Annotated in this window: 10 protein-coding genes and 1 pseudogene; 2 read left to right on the forward strand and 9 right to left on the reverse strand. The window is 73.2% G+C overall.

Annotated elements, in window-relative coordinates; all coding sequences use genetic code 11:
- Positions 1-284: 284 nt before the first annotated feature.
- Positions 285-587, forward strand: coding sequence for a chorismate mutase (locus tag QFZ75_RS15305; protein WP_307537370.1), 303 nt, complete (start codon positions 285-287; stop codon positions 585-587).
- 647 nt (positions 588-1,234) lie between these two features.
- Here QFZ75_RS15305 and QFZ75_RS15310 read toward each other — a convergent pair.
- Together QFZ75_RS15310 and QFZ75_RS15315 are read right to left on the reverse strand one after the other, a co-directional pair.
- Positions 1,235-2,056 (reverse strand): hypothetical protein, encoded by an 822-nt coding sequence (locus QFZ75_RS15310; protein ID WP_307537372.1) that lies wholly within the window; start codon positions 2,054-2,056, stop codon positions 1,235-1,237.
- A 95-nt stretch (positions 2,057-2,151) separates the two neighbouring features.
- Complete coding sequence (locus QFZ75_RS15315; protein ID WP_307537373.1) at positions 2,152-3,381, reverse strand: hypothetical protein; 1,230 nt, start codon at positions 3,379-3,381, stop codon at positions 2,152-2,154.
- Between the two features lie 258 nt (positions 3,382-3,639).
- On the opposite strand from QFZ75_RS15315, the gene QFZ75_RS15320 reads away from it, so the two are divergent.
- Entirely contained in the window at positions 3,640-4,662 is a 1,023-nt protein-coding gene (locus tag QFZ75_RS15320; RefSeq protein WP_307537375.1) for an LPXTG cell wall anchor domain-containing protein, read from the forward strand.
- 239 nt (positions 4,663-4,901) lie between these two features.
- Here QFZ75_RS15320 and QFZ75_RS15325 read toward each other — a convergent pair whose 3' ends face one another.
- The 7 genes and pseudogenes from QFZ75_RS15325 to QFZ75_RS15355 all read right to left on the reverse strand — a co-directional run bounded on the left by QFZ75_RS15325 (position 4,902) and on the right by QFZ75_RS15355 (position 18,800).
- On the reverse strand, positions 4,902-6,740 hold the full coding sequence (locus tag QFZ75_RS15325) for a GMC family oxidoreductase (RefSeq protein ID WP_307537377.1): 1,839 nt from the start codon (positions 6,738-6,740) through the stop codon (positions 4,902-4,904).
- 77 nt (positions 6,741-6,817) lie between these two features.
- On the reverse strand, positions 6,818-8,443 hold the full coding sequence (locus QFZ75_RS15330) for a succinic semialdehyde dehydrogenase (RefSeq protein ID WP_307537379.1): 1,626 nt from the start codon (positions 8,441-8,443) through the stop codon (positions 6,818-6,820).
- Positions 8,444-8,646: 203 nt separating this feature from the next.
- Entirely contained in the window at positions 8,647-10,080 is a 1,434-nt protein-coding gene (locus tag QFZ75_RS15335) for a diacylglycerol kinase family protein (RefSeq protein WP_307537380.1), read from the reverse strand.
- A 136-nt stretch (positions 10,081-10,216) separates the two neighbouring features.
- On the reverse strand, positions 10,217-12,007 hold the full coding sequence (locus tag QFZ75_RS15340) for a serine/threonine-protein kinase (RefSeq protein WP_307537381.1): 1,791 nt from the start codon (positions 12,005-12,007) through the stop codon (positions 10,217-10,219).
- Positions 12,008-12,115: 108 nt separating this feature from the next.
- The gene (locus QFZ75_RS15345; RefSeq protein ID WP_307537383.1) at positions 12,116-13,729 is read right to left on the reverse strand and encodes a serine/threonine-protein kinase; all 1,614 of its coding nucleotides are present in this window, start codon (positions 13,727-13,729) and stop codon (positions 12,116-12,118) included.
- A 162-nt stretch (positions 13,730-13,891) separates the two neighbouring features.
- Entirely contained in the window at positions 13,892-15,706 is a 1,815-nt protein-coding gene (locus QFZ75_RS15350) for a serine/threonine-protein kinase (protein WP_307544499.1), read from the reverse strand.
- Positions 15,707-15,997: 291 nt separating this feature from the next.
- Positions 15,998-18,800 (reverse strand): annotated as a pseudogene (locus tag QFZ75_RS15355) (protein kinase).
- Between the last annotated feature and the right edge of the window lie 124 nt (positions 18,801-18,924).

An 18,924-nucleotide genomic window follows, 5' to 3' on the forward strand; every position in this document is an offset into this window, starting at 1 on the left:
CCGTCCGGCGCTTGAGGACCGGGGTTCGGGGGCGGAAACAGGGTGTCTCAGTATGCGAACCGGGTTGGACCGCGCGGAGTACGGGGGCATACTGCTCCCATGCTCACGCACCAGACCTTCGTCTTTACCTATGGCAACCGGCCCACCGGCTGCCATGGTCGTGCCGCTTGAGCAACTGACGAGCGACTTCCCAGGCGCCCCGGGCCGACAAGGCCCGGGGCGCCTGCGTTTTCCGGACCTTGCCGCTCCGGGGCACCCCGTCGAGAACCGAAGAGGAGCCCCAGATGAGCACCCGGACGAACACAGCGACCCCGGCGGACAAGACCGGCGCCCGCACCGAGGAGGCCGCCGGCGTGATCACCGGCGCCCGCGAACGCATCGACACCCTCGACGACCGCATCATCGGCCTCGTCCAGGAACGCATGGCCGTCTCGGCGGTCATCCAGGAGGCCCGCATCACCTCCGGCGGCCGTCGCGTGAACCTGTCCCGCGAGATGGAGGTGCTGGGCCACTACAGGGAAGCCCTCGGCAAGCCCGGCACCGCGCTCGCGATGACGCTGCTGGAGCTGTGCAGGGGCCGCGTCTGAGGACACCTGGCGCCGGGTACGGCACGGTGTACGGCACCGCGTGCACCAACCCGTAGGACGGTCCCGTACGACGGACGTCCGGTGCACGCACGTACGCATGCCCTCTCACCCGTACGGCGCGTGACCGTCCCGTGCCGGGCTTCGTTGTCCCGGTGTCCGTGCCAGCCAGGGGCGGGCCCGAAGAACCACGCGTGGCTCCGCCGGGACGGGAGGCGTACGCAAGTGCGCCGTGGGACCTCGTTCCGGAGAAGTGACCGGACGGCAGGGGACAGCAGCCCGGTCACCCAACAGAAGGTCGGCTCCGGGGACGCCCGGGGCCGACCGGCGGAATCCGTGCAAGAGCGGTCGAAACGGCTGCGGAGGCCGTGGACCGTCGAGCACGATGCAGGGACAGATCCACGTCCCACGGCGGCATGCGCAGCACTGCACCGTCCTGCCGCCATTGGTCGACGCCACGCGCACTCCCCCGTGCGCCGGAGCGTCGACCGGCGGACAAACCAACAAGCGGCGCTCCCCCCCCCAGCGCCGTTTCCGAGGCACCGGCGCTGCCCTGACGTCGGTGCTGATCACGAAGGGCCCCGCGGATCGTCCCGCGGGGCCCTTCGTCTGTCCGGCTGTCCGGCTGTCCGTCCGCCGGCCCCGGCGGTTCAGCCGGCGGTCCTCACCAGTTTCTTCAGCTGCGCCCCGACCAGCTCGGCCGGAACCTCGGCGCCCCCCGCCTCCAGCATGTTCATCGAGTTGAAGGCCACCAGCGTCGTGCCCTCGCGGACGACCGTGCACGCGACCGGCACCCGCGCCCCCTCGATCGAGGCGACCAGCCTGAACGCGAGGGACTCGTCGCCCTGGTCCGGGCCGGGCAGCGCCTTCACGTTCTTGTAGTCGTAGCCGGTGTGCCGGTACGCGGTGCAGTCCTCCGTCGCCGAACGCAGGCCGTCCATGACCTCCTCGGCGTCGCCGGACCCGTACGAGAGGAGGGCCAGCGTGGTCACCGAGGCGTCCAGTTCGTCCTTCGCGCCGACACCGCGGCTGACTCCGGCCGCCGGGGCCGGGTCGGTGGCGAACAGGAACATGTCGGCGACCGGCTGGCACTTCGACGGAGCCGCCGGGACCGACCGGTTGAGGAGGTCCGCCGCGTCCGACGTGTTGACCTCGTAGCCCTTGACGTCACCCGTCACGAGCACCGCCTTCTTCAACTGCGCCCCGCTCAGGGGCCGTCGGGCCGTCCTCCGCGTGTCCGGGGTGCCCGGGGTGCCCGGGGTGCCTTGCAGGTCCTGTGCGTCGCGCGAGTCCCTCGATTCCTGTGTGTCCTGCGGGTCCTGGGATCCGGGGCTGTTCCGGTCCGGTGTCCCGGTCCTTCCGTCGCTGCCGGGCGTCCGCCCGTCCGTCGCCCGGCGCGAGGACTTCCCGTCCTCGCCGGAGCCGCCCGTGCCGCACGCCGCCGTACAGGCGAGGGCGACCAGAACCGTCATCGCGACGAGGGGCCGCGAGATCCTGTTGTCCGTCCCCGTCCCCGTCCCCGCCCCTGTTCCTGTCCGCGTTCCCGCCTGCGTTCCCGTCCGGGTCCTCATGTCCGTGACACCGTCCCGCACGGCTCCGGTCCGGAGTCGTCGCCGATGTCCCGGCTGCGGTCGTACGGATCGACCGTGGGCCCGCTCGGGGGCGCGCTCGGGGGATCGGACCAGGCCGGCTCCGGGTGCAGGAAGCCGTCGTGCACGAAGCAGGCGGTGTTGGAGACGTCGTCGTCGTAGGAGACGACCGCCAGCCGGCCCGGGGTCACCCGGTACTTCGCCGGGTCGGACATCCGCAGGTCGATGATCCGGCGGACGATGGTGCGGGTCACCTCGGTGGAGTCCGGGTCGGCCGGGGCCAGCGCGTACACGAAGGTGTAGTCGGTGTGGATGTCCAGCGCCCCGTCCCGGCCCTCCTCGAAGGTCGTACGGCCACGGGTCTTGACCACGTCACCGACGAGCCGCACCTCGTCCCGGTCGAAGCGGGTGAACATGCGCAGCGGATCGCGGTCCTCGCCGGGCTTGCGCAGCCAGGACCTCAGATCGTCGACCAGCTCCGGCTGCCTGGGGTCGAGCACCTCGTCCAGGACGGTCCCGGGGGTGCCGCCGAACAGCGTGCCGCGGTCGAGGTTCGCGTCGACCAGCAGGGTCCTGCTCCGTTCCAGGGCCCGGGCCACCTGGTCCTTCGAGAACGCGCCGACCGCCTTCGCCTCCGGCGGCACGATCCCGGCGGCGCCGTCGGCGTACCGCACGGCCGGGGAGCCGGCGAACGGCTCCTCCAGGGTGGGCGTCCCGGGCACGGAGCCCGGCGCCGCGGTCTCGGGTGCGGTCTCCGCGGGCAGCAGAGGCAGGGACTGCGAGCCCGTACCGGGATCCGTACCGGAGTCCGTACCCGAACGCGTGCCGGAGTCCGTGCCGAAGGGGTCGCCCGGCAGCAGGGACGGCTTCATCGCCACGACGGCCACCGCGACCGCGAGCACGACACCGATCGCGGTCCGCACCCTGCGGCGCCGGGCCCGGCGACCGTTCATGCCCTGCCCGTCGGGGACCGTGCGCCAGCCCTGGGGCAGCTCGCCGCGCGCCTCCTGCTGCCGCAGTCGCTCGGTCACCATGCGGGCGCGCGCGGACGGCTCCTTGGGCGCCCCGGAGGTCCGGATGTCCCGCTCGCTGTCCCGGACGAATTGCTCCCACACGTCGTCCGGCAGGGACTCCCCGAGTCCTTCCGGCTCCTCCGGCGGTTCCCCCGGCGACCTCTCGGACGGCTTCTCGGACGGCTTCTCCCCCACGGCGCTCGCGCCCCTCCCCGATCGTCGGCCCCGACGGCCGACCGAGGGTCAGTTCTAAGCCGTGGGCACAGGAGTTCACAAGTCGGCCCCTCACGTGACCCAGCCCACATAAAAATTCTGTGAGTTCCAGGGCAACCCTTCACAGGGGTCACGGGTCTCACTTGCGCAACCCATGGCCACACCCGCGACCGCCACGCGGAGGCCTCCCTGGAAATCTCGCGTCGTGACACCGCGGCGCACCGGACTTTTGAGGTCTTCATGAAGCTTCGCCGTGTCATGGCCGCTGCGGCCACGACCGCTGTCATAGCCCCGCTCGCGCTGCTGTCGGCCCCGGCCGCCTTCGCGACCGACCCGGAGCCCACCGGGACGGAGACCACGTCCGCGACGCCGACCGCCACCACCACCGAGACCGAGACCAGCGGTTCCGGCACGCCCACCGCGACGCCCACGACGACGCCGCCGAGCAGCGAGATCCCCTCGGGCACGCCGACCACGACCACGCCGCCGAGCGGCAGCGCGACGGCCACCGGGACGCCGAGCACGACGCCCGGGCCGTCCGAGGAGCCGGGCGACCCGGACGCCCCGTTCTGCGAGGACCTGGACGAGAACTACGGCGACGCCAAGGTCTCCGCGGACATCAAGGGCCTGCCGGGCAAGATCGTCGCGGGCGACGGCTTCCACGCCTTCAAGCTGGTCGTCACCAACGAGTCGAAGGCCGACATCGAGGGTGTCGCCTTCTACGCCGAGATCGAGAACTACGAGCTCGACGAGTCGAAGTTCCTGAGCCCGTACGTCACGCTGCAGTTCAAGAACACCGAGTCCGGCAAGTGGGAGCGGATCGGCGACGAGAACTGGGCCGGCAACTACTTCTTCTACGTCGAGGAGCTGAAGGCCAAGGCGAGCGAGAAGGTCGACCTGCGCTTCAGCGTCGCCAAGGGCGCGCCGGTCGGCGACTCGTACTCCTTCGGCTCCGGTGCCTACCTGGACAGCGTCGAGGGCCAGGACTGTGTCGCCGAGGGCTGGGCGCAGTACGACTTCGAGGTCCTGAAGGCCGGTTCGGACAACACGGACCCGGGTACGGCCACGCCGGACGAGGACGCCGACAAGGACCCGGTGAAGAAGCCGCAGGGCAACGTCTCCGAGCTGCCGACCGGAAGCCTCGCCGAGACCGGGTCCAGCTCCGCGCTGCCGACCGTCGGTCTCGTGGGCGGGGTCGCGCTCGTCGCCGGTGTGGGGGCCGTCGTCGTCGCCCGCCGCCGCAAGGCCGGCGCCGACGCGTAACTCCCGCCGGGGGTGCGGATCGCGGCTGCGGGCCCGGTGGGAGCCGGGCCCGTGGTTCTCCGCATTCCTGGAAGGGGCCTGCTCCGCACGCCCCGTGCACGACGTGAGGACCTGCGCTCGGAGGGGGGCGCAGGTCCTTCGCCTTTCCGCGGGTCCCTTTCCGCGGGTCCCTTTCCACGGACTCCTTTCCGCGGGCCCCTTTCCACGGACTCCTCCGGAAGGCTGCTTCCTTCAGGGGATCACTTCTTCGGGGGCATCGCCGGCATCCCGAGGAAGGGGAGCCTCAGGGCGCCGAAGGCGGTCGCGGGGACCGCCGGGGAGAGGGGCGCCACCGGCTTCAGGCGTTCGTATGCCGCGCCCTGTGCCGGACGCGGGTCCGCCTCGCCCTTGTTGGGCCAGTACGACATCGCGCGCTCGGCCTGTGCGGTGATGGTCAGGGACGGGTTCACGCCCAGGTTCGCCGAGACCGCGGCGCCGTCGACGACGGAGATGCCCGGGTGCCCGTACAGCCGGTGGTAGGGGTCGATGACGCCCTCGTCCGCGGACGCGCCGATCGGGCAGCCGCCGAGGAAGTGGGCGGTCAGCGGCATGCCCATCAGCTCGCCGACGTTCGAGCCCGCGAAGCCGTTGATCTCGGCGGCTATCGCCGACGCGCCCTCCGAAGCGGCCCTGATCTGCTTCGGGTTGGGGGCGCCGTGCCCCTGCCGTGCCGTCAGCAGGCCCTTGCCCGCGCCCTTCGGTTTCAGGTATGTCGTCAGGGAGTTGTCGAGGGACTGCATCACCAGGCCGATGATGGTCCGCTCCGACCAGCGGCGGTTGGAGAGCGAACGGGCCGTGCGGCTGGGGTGCCGCACCGCGTTGAGCAGCCAGGCGAGGAACCTCGACGAGCCCTCCGTGTACGGGACCTGGAGGATCGACAGGCTGCCCATCGAGTTCGAGCCCCTGCCGTAACGGACCGGTTCGATGTGGGTGTTGGCGTCCGGGTGGATCGAGGAGGTGATCGCGACCCCGCGCGTGAAGTCGACCTTCGCCTCGCCGGTGGCCTTGCGGTAGCGCCGGTCGTCGGTCTGCGCGCCGACCAGGGCCTCGGAGTTCGTACGGGTCAGCTCGCCCAGCCTGCCCGACACGTGCGGCAGCCGGCCGCTCGCCTTCATGCGGTGCAGCAGGGTCTGCGTGCCGTACGTACCGGCCGCCAGGACCACCCGGCGGGCCGTGAGGACGCGCCCCTCGGCCTGGCGTCCTCCGCCCTGACGTCCTTCACCCTTGCGTCCTCCGCCCCTGCGGCCTCCGCTCCTGCGGCCGCGGTCCGTCGGGAGCGTCGTGACGGCGTAGCCGCCCCGCGAGTCGTCCGTGACGGACACGACGGTCGTCAGCGGGTGGACGACCGCGCCCGCCTTCTCGGCGAGGTACAGGTAGTTCTCGTTGAGGGTGTTCTTCGCGCCGTGCCGGCAGCCCGTCATGCACTCGCCGCACTCGGCGCACGCCCTGCGGGCCGGGCCGGCGCCGCCGAAGTACGGGTCGTCGGCCTGCTCTCCCGGCCGCGCCCTCGCGGTGCCGTCGGCGTCCTGGCCGTCACCGAAGAAGACGCCGACCGGCGCCATGTGGAAGGTGTCGCCCACGCCCATCCGCCGGGCCGCCGCCTTCAGGTGGACGTCCGACGGGGTCATGGTCGGGTTCAGCCGCACGCCGAGCATGCGCTGGGCCTGGTCGTAGTACGGCTTCAGCTCCCCCTCCCAGTCGGTGATGTCCTTCCACTGCGGGTCCTCGAAGAACGGCTTCGGCGGTACGTAGAGGGTGTTGGCGTAGTTGAGGGAGCCGCCGCCCACGCCCGCGCCCGCGAGCACCATGACGTTGCCGAGGAGGTGGATGCGCTGGAGGCCGTACATGCCGAGCTTCGGCGCCCAGAGGTAGTTCTTGAGGTCCCAGGAGTTCTTGGGCAGCGTCTCGCGGGTGAAGCGGCGGCCGGCCTCCAGGACGCCGACGCGGTAGCCCTTCTCCGTCAGGCGCAGGGCGGTGACGGATCCGCCGAAACCGGAACCCACGACGATGACGTCGTAGTCGTACGTGTCCTGCGGCACGGTGCTCCTCGTTGAGTGTGCGTGCGGGTGATTCGTGGTTGCTCGCGCAGTTCCCCGGCGCCCCTTGCGGGGGGCTCCTAACGGAAGCGGAGTGTCTTCATCAGGCGGAGGCTGCGGGTCATGAAGGCCGCGTACTTCTCGTCGGTCATGCCCAGGGACGGGGCCATCGGCAGCAGGCGCTGCCGGGCGACCGTCTGGGCCTCCGTGTACTTGAGAATGCCCTCGGAGCCGTGGCGGCGGCCGAGGCCGGAGTCCTTCATGCCGCCCATCGGCGACTGGACGCTGCCGTACGCGGGTCCGTAGCCCTCGTTGATGTTGACCGTTCCGGTGCGCAGCCGGGCCGCGACCTCGGCGCCGCGGCGGCCGTCCTTCGTCCAGACCGACGAGTTGAGGCCGTACGCCGTGGCGTTCGCGGCCTCGATCACCTCGTCCTCGTCGGTGAAGCGGTAGACCGAGACGACCGGGCCGAAGGTCTCCTCGCCGCACACCGCCATCGGCGCCTCGACGCCGTCGAGGATCGTCGGCTCGAAGAAGTACGGGCCGACGTCCGGGCGCGCGACACCGCCCGCGACGACCGTCGCCCCCTTGGCGACGGCCTCCTCCACGTGCCGGGTCACGGTCTCCAGCTGGCGCTCGCCGACCAGCGAGCCCATGTCGGCGCCGTACGCGAGGGACGTGCCGAGCCGCATCGCCCTGGTCCGCGCGGCGAACCGCGCCAGGAACGCGTCCGCGACCGACGCGTGGACGTACAGCCGCTCGATGCTGATGCACAGCTGCCCGGCCGACGAGAAGCAGGCGCGGACCGCGCCGGCCGCCGCCCGCTCGATGTCGGCGTCCGCCAGGACCAGCATGGCGTTCTTGCCGCCGAGTTCGAGGGAGACACCGACCAGCCGGGCCGCCGCGCCCCGGGCGACCTCGCGGCCCGTCCGGGTGGAACCGGTGAAGGAGACGTAGTCGGCGTGCTTGACGACCTCCGGGCCGACGACGGGTCCCTCGCCGAGGACGACCTGGAAGACATCGGCCGGCAGGCCCGCCTCGATCAGCAGGTCACGGGCCCACAGGGCGGTGAGGCAGGTCTCGGTGTCGGGCTTCATCACGACGGCGTTGCCCGCGACGAAGGCCGGCAGCGCGTCGCCGACGGACAGCTCCAGCGGATAGTTCCAGGGGGCGATCTGACCGACGACACCGCGCGGGTGGCGCAGCTCGGTGACCTTGGTGAGGGCCGGCATGGCGCCCGCGTGCCGCTTGGGGCGCAGGTAGAAGGGGGCCCGGCGGCCGTAGTGGCGGGCCGCGACGGCGACCGCCTGGACCTCCTCGTGCGCGTGCAGGCGGGCCTTGCCGGTCTCCAGCTGGATCAGGTCCAGCACCTCGGCCTGACGGGCCAGCACGAGGTCGTGGAAGCGCAGGAGGACCGCCGCGCGCTGCCTGACCGGGGTCTGCGCCCAGACGGCCTGGGCCGCGCGGGCCCGCTCGTAGGCCAGCGCCACGTCCTCGGGGCCGGACTCGGGCAGGTCGGCCAGCTTCTCGCCGGTGAACGGGGTGTGGTTCGCGGTGCGGCCCGAGCCGACCACGCCACGCGTGAGCTGGGCGATCAGCTCCGGCGTGACCACGTCGGCAGCCGTGCGGGCGCCTTCGGGTGCGGGCGCGAGAGGGTTGGTGCCGGTCTTTTCCGGGGCCTGTGCCGGGGCCTGCGAGTCCGTCATGAGCCGCAGGGTATGCCCGCCCGCGCTCTTTGGGTACCCGTCGGTAACAGGGTTTCACCGACTGCACACACGCTGCCAGTGATCACTGGCAGCGAATGCCCTGATCAGGGCATTGTCCGGCGCATCACCGGACAGTCGGGGCTCCTCGACCGCGACGTCCTCGCTCATGCCCCACAGCCACCGTGCGGGGGGACTCGTCGGCGTCAGGCGGTGGGCGGTGTCCGGTTCTCCGGCGGGCCCGCCTGCGCGGGCAGGGTCCGCTGCCTGGGCAGGGCGGTACGGCCCACCGCCGCCGCGAGCTTGCGCAGCCGGCGCCAGTCCAGGGGCGGCTTGGTCTCCGGGACGCCCGGCCGGTTCCCGGGGACGCGCACGCGCAGGGCACCGGGCTCGATCCGGCACCGTACCGGCGTGGGCAGGACGAGCGCCTCGCCGTCCACACCGACCTCGATCTCGGCGCGGTCGGCGTCCACGATCACCTCGCGGGCGGTCAGCACCGTGAGTCCGGTGGAGTGCCGGCCCAGCAGCAGGCCGGCGGCCTCGGCGGCGTTCGTGACCGTGACACCCAGGACGCCGAGCACCCCGGACTCCAGCCGCTCGCGGTAGCCCAGCCCTGCCGGATCGTCCATGCGGTACGGGTTGTTGCTCACCAGGAGGGCCTGGGGCGCGTCGATCACGGCCGTTCCGGCCGTGCCGGCCGTGCCGGCTGTTTCGGCGCCCTCCACCCGGGCGGTCAGCCGCGGCCCCCGCTGGTGCGTGAGCAGCTCGGGCAGCAGCTCCAGCGTCGTACGGACCTTGTCGTCACGGTACTCGGGGCTCTGCACGACCACCGCGTACGCCCCGAACGAGGCATTGTTGACGAAGGGGTGGGTGTCGGCGAAGCCGAGGTCGACGTGGAGCTCGACGCCCTCGTCGGTGAGCGCGTCGAGGCTCGCCGCCGGGTCGCTCCGGTCCAGCCCCAGGTCCATGGCGAAGTGGTTGCGGGTGCCGGCGCTGACGACGAGGAACGGCACGTCGTGCTCCGCGGCGACGGCGGCGACGAGCGCCTGCGTGCCGTCCCCGCCTGCGACGCCGAGCAGATCGGCGCCGTCCGCGACGGCCTGCCGGGCGAGTTCCGTCACGTCCTCCCAGTTCCCGGGGTCGAGCAGGTGGACGCGCGCGCCGAGCTTCTCGGCCTTCTCCTTCAGCCCGAACCGCTCGACCTTCCCGTCCCCGGAGCGCGGGTTCATGATCAGGAAGGGCCGGTCGGGTGCCGGGGTGTGGTGCTCGGGCACGGTCACGGTGTGCGATCTGGTGCTGCTGAGCGCGAACTTCCCGGCCCAGACGGCGCATCCCCACAGCGCCAGGGAGACGGTCACGACCCACAGCAGGTTCTCCGCGGCGAAGAACCAGACGACCGCGGTGGGCGTGGCGACCGCCAGGGCCACGGCCGCCGCGCGGGCCGGTCCCCGCAGGGTCAGCACCCACCACAGCGCGGCCACCGTCACCGCCGTGCCCAGCACTCCGACCGTGACGAGCAGCAGGCTCTGGACCCTCGCGTACCCGAGCGGCAGCAGCACCGCGACGCCGCCGGCGGTCAGGGCGCCGCGCGCCGCCCACCGCTGCCGGGTGTGTGCCCGTCCGTCAAGATCCAGACTCACGCCCGCCACCTCTCCCTGTCCGAAGGCAGCAGTATGCCCCCCGGAAGGCGGTACGGCGTTCCGGTTCCGGCCCGGCAGGGGCGGGGGCAGGGGCAGAGGCGGAGGTGGGGGCGGAGGCTCGGACTCGGGCCCGGACTCACAGACGGTCGATGTCGAGGTTCGCGATGGCCGTCCTCGCGACCTCGCGGCCGCGCTCGGTGAAGTCGCCCTTGCCCGGATAGCCGATCATGAGCTTGTACATGTCGCCGGACGTGGCCTTGTAGTAGAAGACCTGGAGCTCGCGCGGCCGCGGGTCGGTGGTGTCCGTGGTGGAGTGGACGATCGTGTTCCTGGCGGCCTTGCGGCCCTTGTACCCGACGTCGCTCGCGTCGCTCCTGGGCACGGGGTCGGAGTTCATGTCCAGGCCGTAGGAGCCGCTCTGCTTGTAGGCGGCGTCGTCCTCGTACATCTCCGCCGAAGCCGTCGAGGCGATCTCGCCCGAGGCGTCCTCGTCCTTCCTGGCCAGCGAGAGGCTGACCCAGAGGGCGCCGCTCGGGTCGGTGAACCGGACCCAGTGTTCGTTCTCGGGCGCGTCGGCCTTCGGCACGGTCCTCCGGTACCCCTCCGGTACGGCCACCGTCGCGCCCAGGGCCTTCAGGTCCGTCTTCCGCCAGCCGTCGGGCAGGGGGCCCGCGAACGGGTCCGCGACCACCAGGTACGCCGTCACCGCCGCCGCGACGACCACGGCGGCGACGCCGCCGCCGATGCCGAGCCACGCCTTGCGGCCGAGACGGGCCGCCCTGCCCCGGGCGGGCGCCGGCAGCGGGTCGACCCGCGTGGGCGCCGGCCGGGGCGGCCGGGCGGCCTGCTCCAGGAGCGCGCGCACCCGCGCCGCGTCCGGACGGCGGTTCGGGTCCTTGTCCAGGAGGCCGTCGATGGCCTCGGCGAGCGGTCCGCCGGCCGCGTTGGGCGCGGCCGGCGTGGCGTTGAGGACGGACTGGAGCGTCGCCGGCGTGTTGCTGCGGCGGAACGGCGACACGCCCTCCGTGGCCGCGTACAGGACCACGCCCAGCGACCAGAGGTCCGACGCCGGGCCGGGCCGCTGCCCCAGCACCCTTTCGGGGGCGATGAACTCGGGCGAGCCGACGAAGCCGCCCGTGTCGGTCAGATTCGTCTCGCCCTCGATCTGCGCGATGCCGAAGTCGGTGAGAACGACCCGGTCGTCGGTGCCCAGCAGGACGTTGTCCGGCTTGACGTCGCGGTGCAGGATGCCCGCCGTGTGCGCGGCCTGCAGCGCGCCGAGCACCTGGAGGCCGATTCTCGCCGCCTCACGCGTGCCGAGCGTGCCCTCCTGGAGGGCGGCGCCGAGCGAGCGTCCCCGGACCAGCTCCATCACGATCCAGGGCCGGCCGTCCACGACGGCGACGTCGTGGACGTTCACGACGGCCGGGTGGTCGAGCCGGGCCGCGGCGCGCGCCTCGCGGCGCATCCGCTCGAAGACGTTGGCCCGTTCACGTTCGGGAAGGTGGTCGGGGATGCGCGGCTCCTTGACCGCGACCTCCCGGTCCACCGTCTCGTCCTGGGCCCGCCACACGGTGCCCATCCCGCCGTGGCCGAGCTTGTCGAGCAGCCGGTACCGGCCCCCGATGAGCCGCCCCGCACCGGAGTCGTGCGAGGCGTGTACCGGCTCCGGCTCCGGCTCCGGCGGCTGTGGTTCAAGGTGCGGCTGCGGCTGCGGGTCCGCCTGCGGTTGCGGTTCCGCTTGCGCCTGCGGTTGCGGTTGCAGTTCCACTTGCGCCTGCGGTTGCGGTTGCGACTCGGGCGTCACCCGGGCGGGCGTGGCGTACGGGTTCCCGGGGTGCGGTACGGCAGCCGGCGGCTGCGGTGGCCGCAGAGCGAAACTCGTCGGCTCGTCGGGTCCGTGCTGGGCTCCCCCGTGGCTGCTCATGGGTCCATCCTTATCGCGCCGGCCACCCCCGCTCCACCCTGGGCGCTTTCCGGTCACAGACCCGTGACGCACGACGTTCCTTATGAACCTTTTACGGTGCTGTGCGGCTCATGGGCGCGACCGGACGAACGTGTCGACGGCCACGTCGAAGTACTCCCGCGCCTGGCGCGCCTGGCCGACGGGCGCCGACACCAGCACGTCGTACATCCGGCCCCTCTCCTCCCAGCACAGGTCGTAGAGGTGCCGCGCGCCCTCCGCCTTGCTGAAGCCGTTCCAGGTGAACTCCCAGAGTGCGGCGGGGCGTCCGGAGCGGGTGGTGTCCGTGACCCGGCCGTCGCGGTACCCGGGATAGGTGTCCGGCCCCTCGGCGGCGGCGCGCTGCAGCACCGCGAGCGGGCCGTCCGGCTCGGGGTCGGACACCTTGACGCCGATGCGGAAGGTCTTCGCCGCCGACAGGTAGTAGACGCGTTCGCCCTGCACCTCACGGGTGAAGCCCACGGGGACCGCGAAGGAGAACCCCTCCGCGTCGCGGACGAGGCGGTATCCCGTGGGCACGGTCCGGCTCGCGGAGGCCGACGGCCGGGAGCCGGTGCCGGTGGTCGCGGCGGCCGTACGGGACGAGGGGGCCGGGCCCGTCGGCGGGGTGAGCCCGTTGCCGTCGTCGCCCATCAGCAGCGCGGCCGCCGAGACACCCGCCACGGCCATCGCCGCCACCAGGGCGGCCGCGATCAGCGCGTTGCGCATGGAGGAGCGGACGGCGAAGGCCGGCCGCAGCGGGAGGCGCACGGCCGGTTCCGGGACCGGCGGCGCGGGCGTGCCGGGGCTCCGTCCGGTGGCGTCCCGGTGGTCCGGCACGTGACCGGGCGAGGCCGGCGGCATGTGGCCCGTGGCCAGGAACACCCGCAGCAGCCGCTCCGCCTCCACCGCGTCGAGCCGCCGTTCGGGGTCGCGTTCGAGGAGGCCCAGGATGACGGGGAGCAGGGGCGCGGCGGCCGGGGGCGGATGTATGTCGTCGATCACGACCGCGTGCAGGATGCCGCTCAGCGAGTCGCGCCGGAACGGGGACTCACCGCTGAGCGCCGTGCAGAGCAGCGCGCCGAGCGACCACAGGTCGGACTCGGGCCCGGTCCTGACGCCCGACATCCGCTCGGGCGCGGTGTACTCGGGCGACCCCACGAACGAGCCGCTCTCGGTGACCGTCGTCGCGCCCGCGACCTGCGCGGTCCCGAAGTCGGTGAGGATCGCCCTGCCGTCCAGGTTGAGGAGCACGTTCCCGGGCTTCAGGTCGCGGTGCAGGACACCGGCGCCGTGCGCCTTGCGCAGCGCGCCGAGCAGGTCGATGCCCATCCGGGCGGTCTCGACGGCGCCGACGGGCCCGTCCCGGGAGATGCGGTCTGCGAGCGAGCCGCCTTCGAGCAGGTCCATGACGATGTACGGGCGTTCGTCCTGCTCGACGACGTCGTGCACGACGATGATGTGCGGGTGCCGCAGCTGCGCGATGGCGCGCGCCTCCCGCAGGGTGCGTTCGCGCTGCAGCCGGGACTCCTCCGCCGAGAGCGAGGTGTCCACGGCGAGTTCCTTGACCGCGACCTGCCGGGCGAGCAACTGGTCCGTGGCCTGCCACACGACGCCCATGCCACCCCGGCCGAGTCTGGCTCCCAGGCGGTAACGGCCCGCGATGACGCGGACGTTGTCCTCGGGTCTCTCCCCCTGGGTCCCCATGCGCCCCATCATGCCGCACCGGACTCGGTCCCTCCGGGGCCGGACACCGCTCCTGGCCGACAACCGACGCTTACACGAGTCCACCCGAGGGGGCGTCCCTCAGGGACGCGGGGAACCGCGCCCCGGGGGCGTGTTCCGGCCGGAATCCGGGGAACCGGAACGTCACTGCGGGGGCTGCCACCCGCGAAGAATCGTGTCGAACCGCTCCCGCGCGGTGTCCCAGTCCCCCGCCGGCGCCGACATGTAGATCACGTACTCGACCCCGTCCCGGCCGTAATACGCCTGTTCGATCGCCCGCCGGGGACCGGGGAACTCCGTGTCCTTGGCCAGCGCGGTCCAGGTGAAGTCCCACAGCGCCCCCGGCCGGTCCCGGTAGGTGTTGGTCTCGAGAGTGACCCGCCGGTAGTCGCTCAGCCGCGCCAACTGCTCCTCCAGGTCGACAAGATGCCGGTACGGCGTGTCGAAGTCCGGGGAGTCGTTCACCGCGATCCGCACGAAGTGCTCGCCGCCGTCGGGCGTGTAGTCGACCTGGTCGTTCTCGACCTGCCGCTTCCACCCCTCGGGCAGCACGAGGCTGAAACCCTTGACGTCGTCGACCCGTTCCCAGCCGTCGGGCACGTCCCCGGCCTGGTTCGCGTCGGTCTGCTTCCCGTCGTCGTCCCCGCTCGGCGAGGACGACGTACCGGGCGACGGCGTGGGCCCGGCGGACGTCGACGTGTCGTCGTCCCCCCGCCCGTCCGCCAGGAGCATCGCCGCGACACTCCCGCCCCCGACGAGCGCGGCCGCCAGCACGACCGCCGCGACGATACGTATCCGGCGGCGCCCGGGCCCGCCGACGACCGCCGACTGGTGCGCGGTGACGCCGGCCGGGTCGGAGGCGGGCCGCCCCTGGCTGCCGTAGGTGTCATGGCCGCCCGACGCCCCGAAGCCGCCCTGCGGATACGGGCCGCCCGACACCCCGTACGCCTCGTGCGGCCCGTACCCGCCGTGGGCGACGGAGTGGGTGGCCCCCTCCGGCCCGGGCGCCACGGCTCGGCCCTGTCCGTACGTGCCCTGGACCCCTTGGCCGTACGTGCCCTGGGTCCCTTGGCCGTACGTGCCGCCCGGCTCCTCGGTGGTGGTCACATGCTGCGTCGGCACGTACGCCTGCGCCGCGTCGGGCGTACGCCCCTCCGCCGCCTCGGCGAGCATCTGCTCGGCCTCTTCGGACCCGGGCCGCCCGGCCGGATCCTTGCGCAGCAGCGCGGTGATGACGGGCGCCAGCGGCCCGGCGTGCTCAAGGGCGTCCGCCTCCTCGCCGACCACGGCCTGCATGGTGGTCAGGGGCGTCGTCCGCCGGAACGGCGACCGGCCCTCGACCGCCGTGTAGAGCGTGGCGCCGAGTGCCCACAGGTCGGCGGACGGGCCAGGGTCCTGGCCGCGGATGCGCTCCGGCGCCAGGTAGTCGACCGAACCGACGATCTCGCCGGTACGGGTGATCGTCGTGTCCCCCTCGACCTGCGCGATCCCGAAGTCGGTGAGCAGCACACGCCCGTCGTGGGACAGCAGTACGTTGCCGGGCTTGATGTCGCGGTGCAGTACCCCGGCGGAGTGGGCGGCCCGCAGTGCGCGCAGGACCCACAGCCCGACCCGGGCCGCCTCCCGCGGCTCGATGCGCCCCGCCTCCTTGACGGCGTCGGCGAGCGAGTGCCCCTCGACCAGTTCCATCACGATCCACGGCCGGCCGTCGTGTTCGAGCACGTCGTGCACGGTGACGACGGCGGAGTGGTTGATCCGCGCGGCTGCCCGGGCCTCGGCCCGGGTACGGGCGAGCAGGACGGCGCGCTCGCTCTCGGACACGTAGAGCGCGGCCGTCAGCTCCTTGATCGCGACGGCGCGGTGCAGCACTTCGTCCCGCGCGCGCCACACCCGGCCCATGCCGCCACTGCCGATGGAGTCGGCGAGCCGGTAGCGGCCCGCCAGAAGCAGGCCCTGCATCTGATTCACGTTTCCCCGCAATGCTCTTGACAGGGTCAGACTAAGGACCGGCACCCGCCCAGGGAACCGGCGGGGTCCTACGGAGACAGCACTGTGACGCTTGCCGCGCGCGTGAACGAGCGGTGTCCGCCGGGTGATCAGGCGTTGTGCCCCGATCCACCGTCACCCTCACACCGGGTGACATGAGGACCTGCCGCCCACGGCCGCGCAAGAAGCGTGGACACACAGGGTCATGACGTCACGTCAGCCGGTGATCCGGCCCCTGCCTCGGTCGATGACTCGGCCGATGACTCACCCAGTGATCCGGTACGTCGACGACGCCTGTTCGTACAGCCGCGTCACCTCGTCCCGCTCGGCCTCCGGACCGCGCACCTGCACCACGTGGTAGCGCCCGTCGGCGATGATCACGAGGTTGCGTACGAAGACCTCGCCGCCCGAGGAGTCCTGCCAGGTGAACTGCCCCTCGGCCATGGCGCGTCCGCCCACGTCGATGCGCCGCATCCCGCTGGAGGTGGCCCAGGTCGAGTCGCGGAACGGCTGCAGCTCGCGCTCCTCCTCGCGCTGGTAGGTCATCGGGTCTCCGCCGTACTGCTTGGTCGTGTCGCGGCCCGGGACGACCAGCAGCTCGAAGCGGCCGTGCGCGTAGACGACCTGCCCGCGCCCGTTCTTCCCGGTGCGGTCCCAGCCGTTCGCGACCGCCACGTGGAACCCTTCGGAGTCCTTGCGCAGCGTGAAGCCCTGCGGCAGCTCGGGTCCGGTGGTCTGGGTGGTGGAACTGGACGAGCGCGTCGGGCTGCTCTCCCCGCTCGGCGTCCTGTCGTCCTGCGGATCGGTCCCGGTCTTCCCGTCCTGGTCGGTGCCGGTGCCGCTGTCCGAGGAGTGGCCGGGGCCGGGGCTGACGACCTCTCCCGCCGAACCGGTGCGCTGCCCGCCGGAGTCGGACCTGGGCATGAACGCCACGGCGTACGCGACGGCCGCCGCCATGGCGAGCAGGATCAGCAGCAGCAGGGTGCGGCCGAGCCGGCGGGGCCCGGCCTCCCCGCCCTGCCTGTCCCGCTTGTGCCGGCCGTGCGGGCTGGTGGCGGGCAGTCCGGCGCGGCGCCTGCGGACCATCTCGCCCCGGCGCCGTACGACGGGCAGCCGGGTGGGGTCCATGGGCGGCGCCGCGACGACGTACGTACCCGCCTCGGGCTCGGGCGCCGACCGCACCAGCGAACGCAGCCAGCCCCGCAGCTCCTCGAAGTCCAGTCGCTCGGTGGGGTCCTGACGCAGCAGCGACTCCACGACCGGCCGGAGCGGACCGCACTCCTCCGCGAAGGCGGGCGGCTCGGCGCACACCAGCTGCACCAGTTCGGCGGTGTTCTCCTCGGGGTAGGGCGCGTGGCCCTGGACGGCGCGGAAGAGCAGCGCGCCCAGCGCCCACAGGTCGGTCGCGGGGCCGATCGGCGCCGCCAGCTGCCAGTTCTCGTGCACCGGTCCGGCCTGCTCGGGCGCCCAGCGCTCGGTGACGGGTCCCACGACGGCCATCCGCGCCTGCCGGGCCCGCTCCGCGGCCAGCGCGGTGGCCGGTCCGCGCCCGGCGGGCACCGCGGCGGAGGTGAGCCGGTTCCACTGGGTGGGAGCCACGCCGGTGCCGGTGTCCAAGGCGGTGCCGGTGTCCGGAGCGGCCCGGTCGGCCGAGGGCGCGTACCCGGCGCCGTACGCGGCCGTCTCCGCCGCCCGTCCCCCGGTCGCGCCGCCACCGCTGCCGCCGCCCGGAAGCACGGAAGCACGGTCCTGCCCGGAATCCGTGACCATAGGCGCGCCCCCGCGCGGCGCCGCGCCGTGCCAGGAACCGGGCGGCCGTACCCCGTACGGGTCGACGATCTGCCCCGGCGGCGCGGTGTGCTCCATCCCGTGTCCGGACCCGGCGATCTGCCCCGATATCTGGCCCGGAACCTGTCCGGTGAGCTCGCCGGCCTGCCGACCGGGGTGCTGACCGGCCTGCTGACCGGCCCCGGTGTCGCTTCCGGCGGACCGGGGCCGCGGAGCGGGCAGCGCAGGGTTCCGGCCGTCCCGCTGCTCCTCCTGCACCCTGGCCGCCGCCCGCGCGCCCGCCCGGTAGGCGGCGATGGCTCCGGCCCGCGCGGCCCGTACGTCGCCGCCCGCGTCCAGCGCCCGCTGGGCCATGTCCGAGGCCCGCGCGGTCTGCGCCTGCGCCTGTGTGACGGGCAGGGCGCTACCGCCCCCGCGCACGGCCTCGACCGCGGCACGTCCGCCGTCCGGTCCACGCGCTCCGGGCACCGCCTGCCCGAACTGCCCGATCCCGCCGTCCGTCCTGCCCGCTGTCCTGCCTGTCTGCCCGGACGGACCGCCCGGGCCCGCCCCGTGTCCCGGGGCCGCCGGGCCGCCGGGACCGGCCGGACCTCCCGCGCCCCCTCCGGCCCTCCGGGCCACCGTCCGGCGCGGGCCGGCCCGCGCCGCCTTGGTCCTCACCCTCGGCGGGCGGCACCGGGTCGTACCCGCACAGTGCCTCCTCCGCGGCTCCGGAGGCGAGCCCCGTGAGCATCACCCGCCCGTCGTCGCAGACCAGCACCGTGCGCGCGGTGATGTTCCGGTGCACCCAGCCGTGCGCGTGCAGCACCCGCAGCGCGGTCAGCACGTCGGAGGCCACCTCGGCGGCCCGGTAGGGGCTCAGCGGCCCCTCGTCGAGCAGCGCCGCGAGCTGCCGCGAGGGCACCGACTCACTCACTATCCAGAGCGACCCGCCCTCGGCGAACACGTCGAAGACCTGGGCCAGCCGCGGGTGATCGGGGATCTGCGCCGCGGCCTGCGCCGCCTCGATCGCCCGTCGCACGGCGGGCTCGGCGGGCTGCCGGGTGGTCCGTGCGGAAGGGCGCCGCAGACCCGAGTCCCGCGCCACGAACCCGTCGGGCAGCCCGTCCGCGTCGAGCACCTCCGCCTCGACGACCTCGGGCAACGGCACCTGCCGGACCACGACCTCCTGGCCGCTGTAGGTGTCGAAGGCGCGGGACTCGCGGAAGTCGTCCTCGTCCGACAGCGGGAGAGGCAGGCGATAACGGTCGGCGAGTACCCGTCCCGCATAGTCGTCCACGAAGCCTCCCCCGGCCGCCCGGTTGGTCAATTCCGTTCGCCTTGCGCCCCGTTGTCGCCGCGGTTGTGGCTGCGTACGGTCCGCAACCACTCACGATACGTGCCGAAGTCAACCCGCAATGAGG

Source organism: Streptomyces sp. V3I8 (genome assembly GCF_030817535.1).
Classification (GTDB): Bacteria; Actinomycetota; Actinomycetes; order Streptomycetales; family Streptomycetaceae; genus Streptomyces.

Coding starts and splice junctions, on each gene's coding strand:
- QFZ75_RS15345 (WP_307537383.1), bottom strand. CDS start 13,729: ATGGGGACCCAGGGGGAGAGACCCGAGGACAACGTCCGCGTCATCGCG.
- QFZ75_RS15310 (WP_307537372.1), bottom strand. CDS start 2,056: ATGACGGTTCTGGTCGCCCTCGCCTGTACGGCGGCGTGCGGCACGGGC.
- QFZ75_RS15305 (WP_307537370.1), top strand. CDS start 285: ATGAGCACCCGGACGAACACAGCGACCCCGGCGGACAAGACCGGCGCC.
- QFZ75_RS15320 (WP_307537375.1), top strand. CDS start 3,640: ATGAAGCTTCGCCGTGTCATGGCCGCTGCGGCCACGACCGCTGTCATA.
- QFZ75_RS15330 (WP_307537379.1), bottom strand. CDS start 8,443: ATGACGGACTCGCAGGCCCCGGCACAGGCCCCGGAAAAGACCGGCACC.
- QFZ75_RS15350 (WP_307544499.1), bottom strand. CDS start 15,706: ATGCAGGGCCTGCTTCTGGCGGGCCGCTACCGGCTCGCCGACTCCATC.
- QFZ75_RS15340 (WP_307537381.1), bottom strand. CDS start 12,007: ATGAGCAGCCACGGGGGAGCCCAGCACGGACCCGACGAGCCGACGAGT.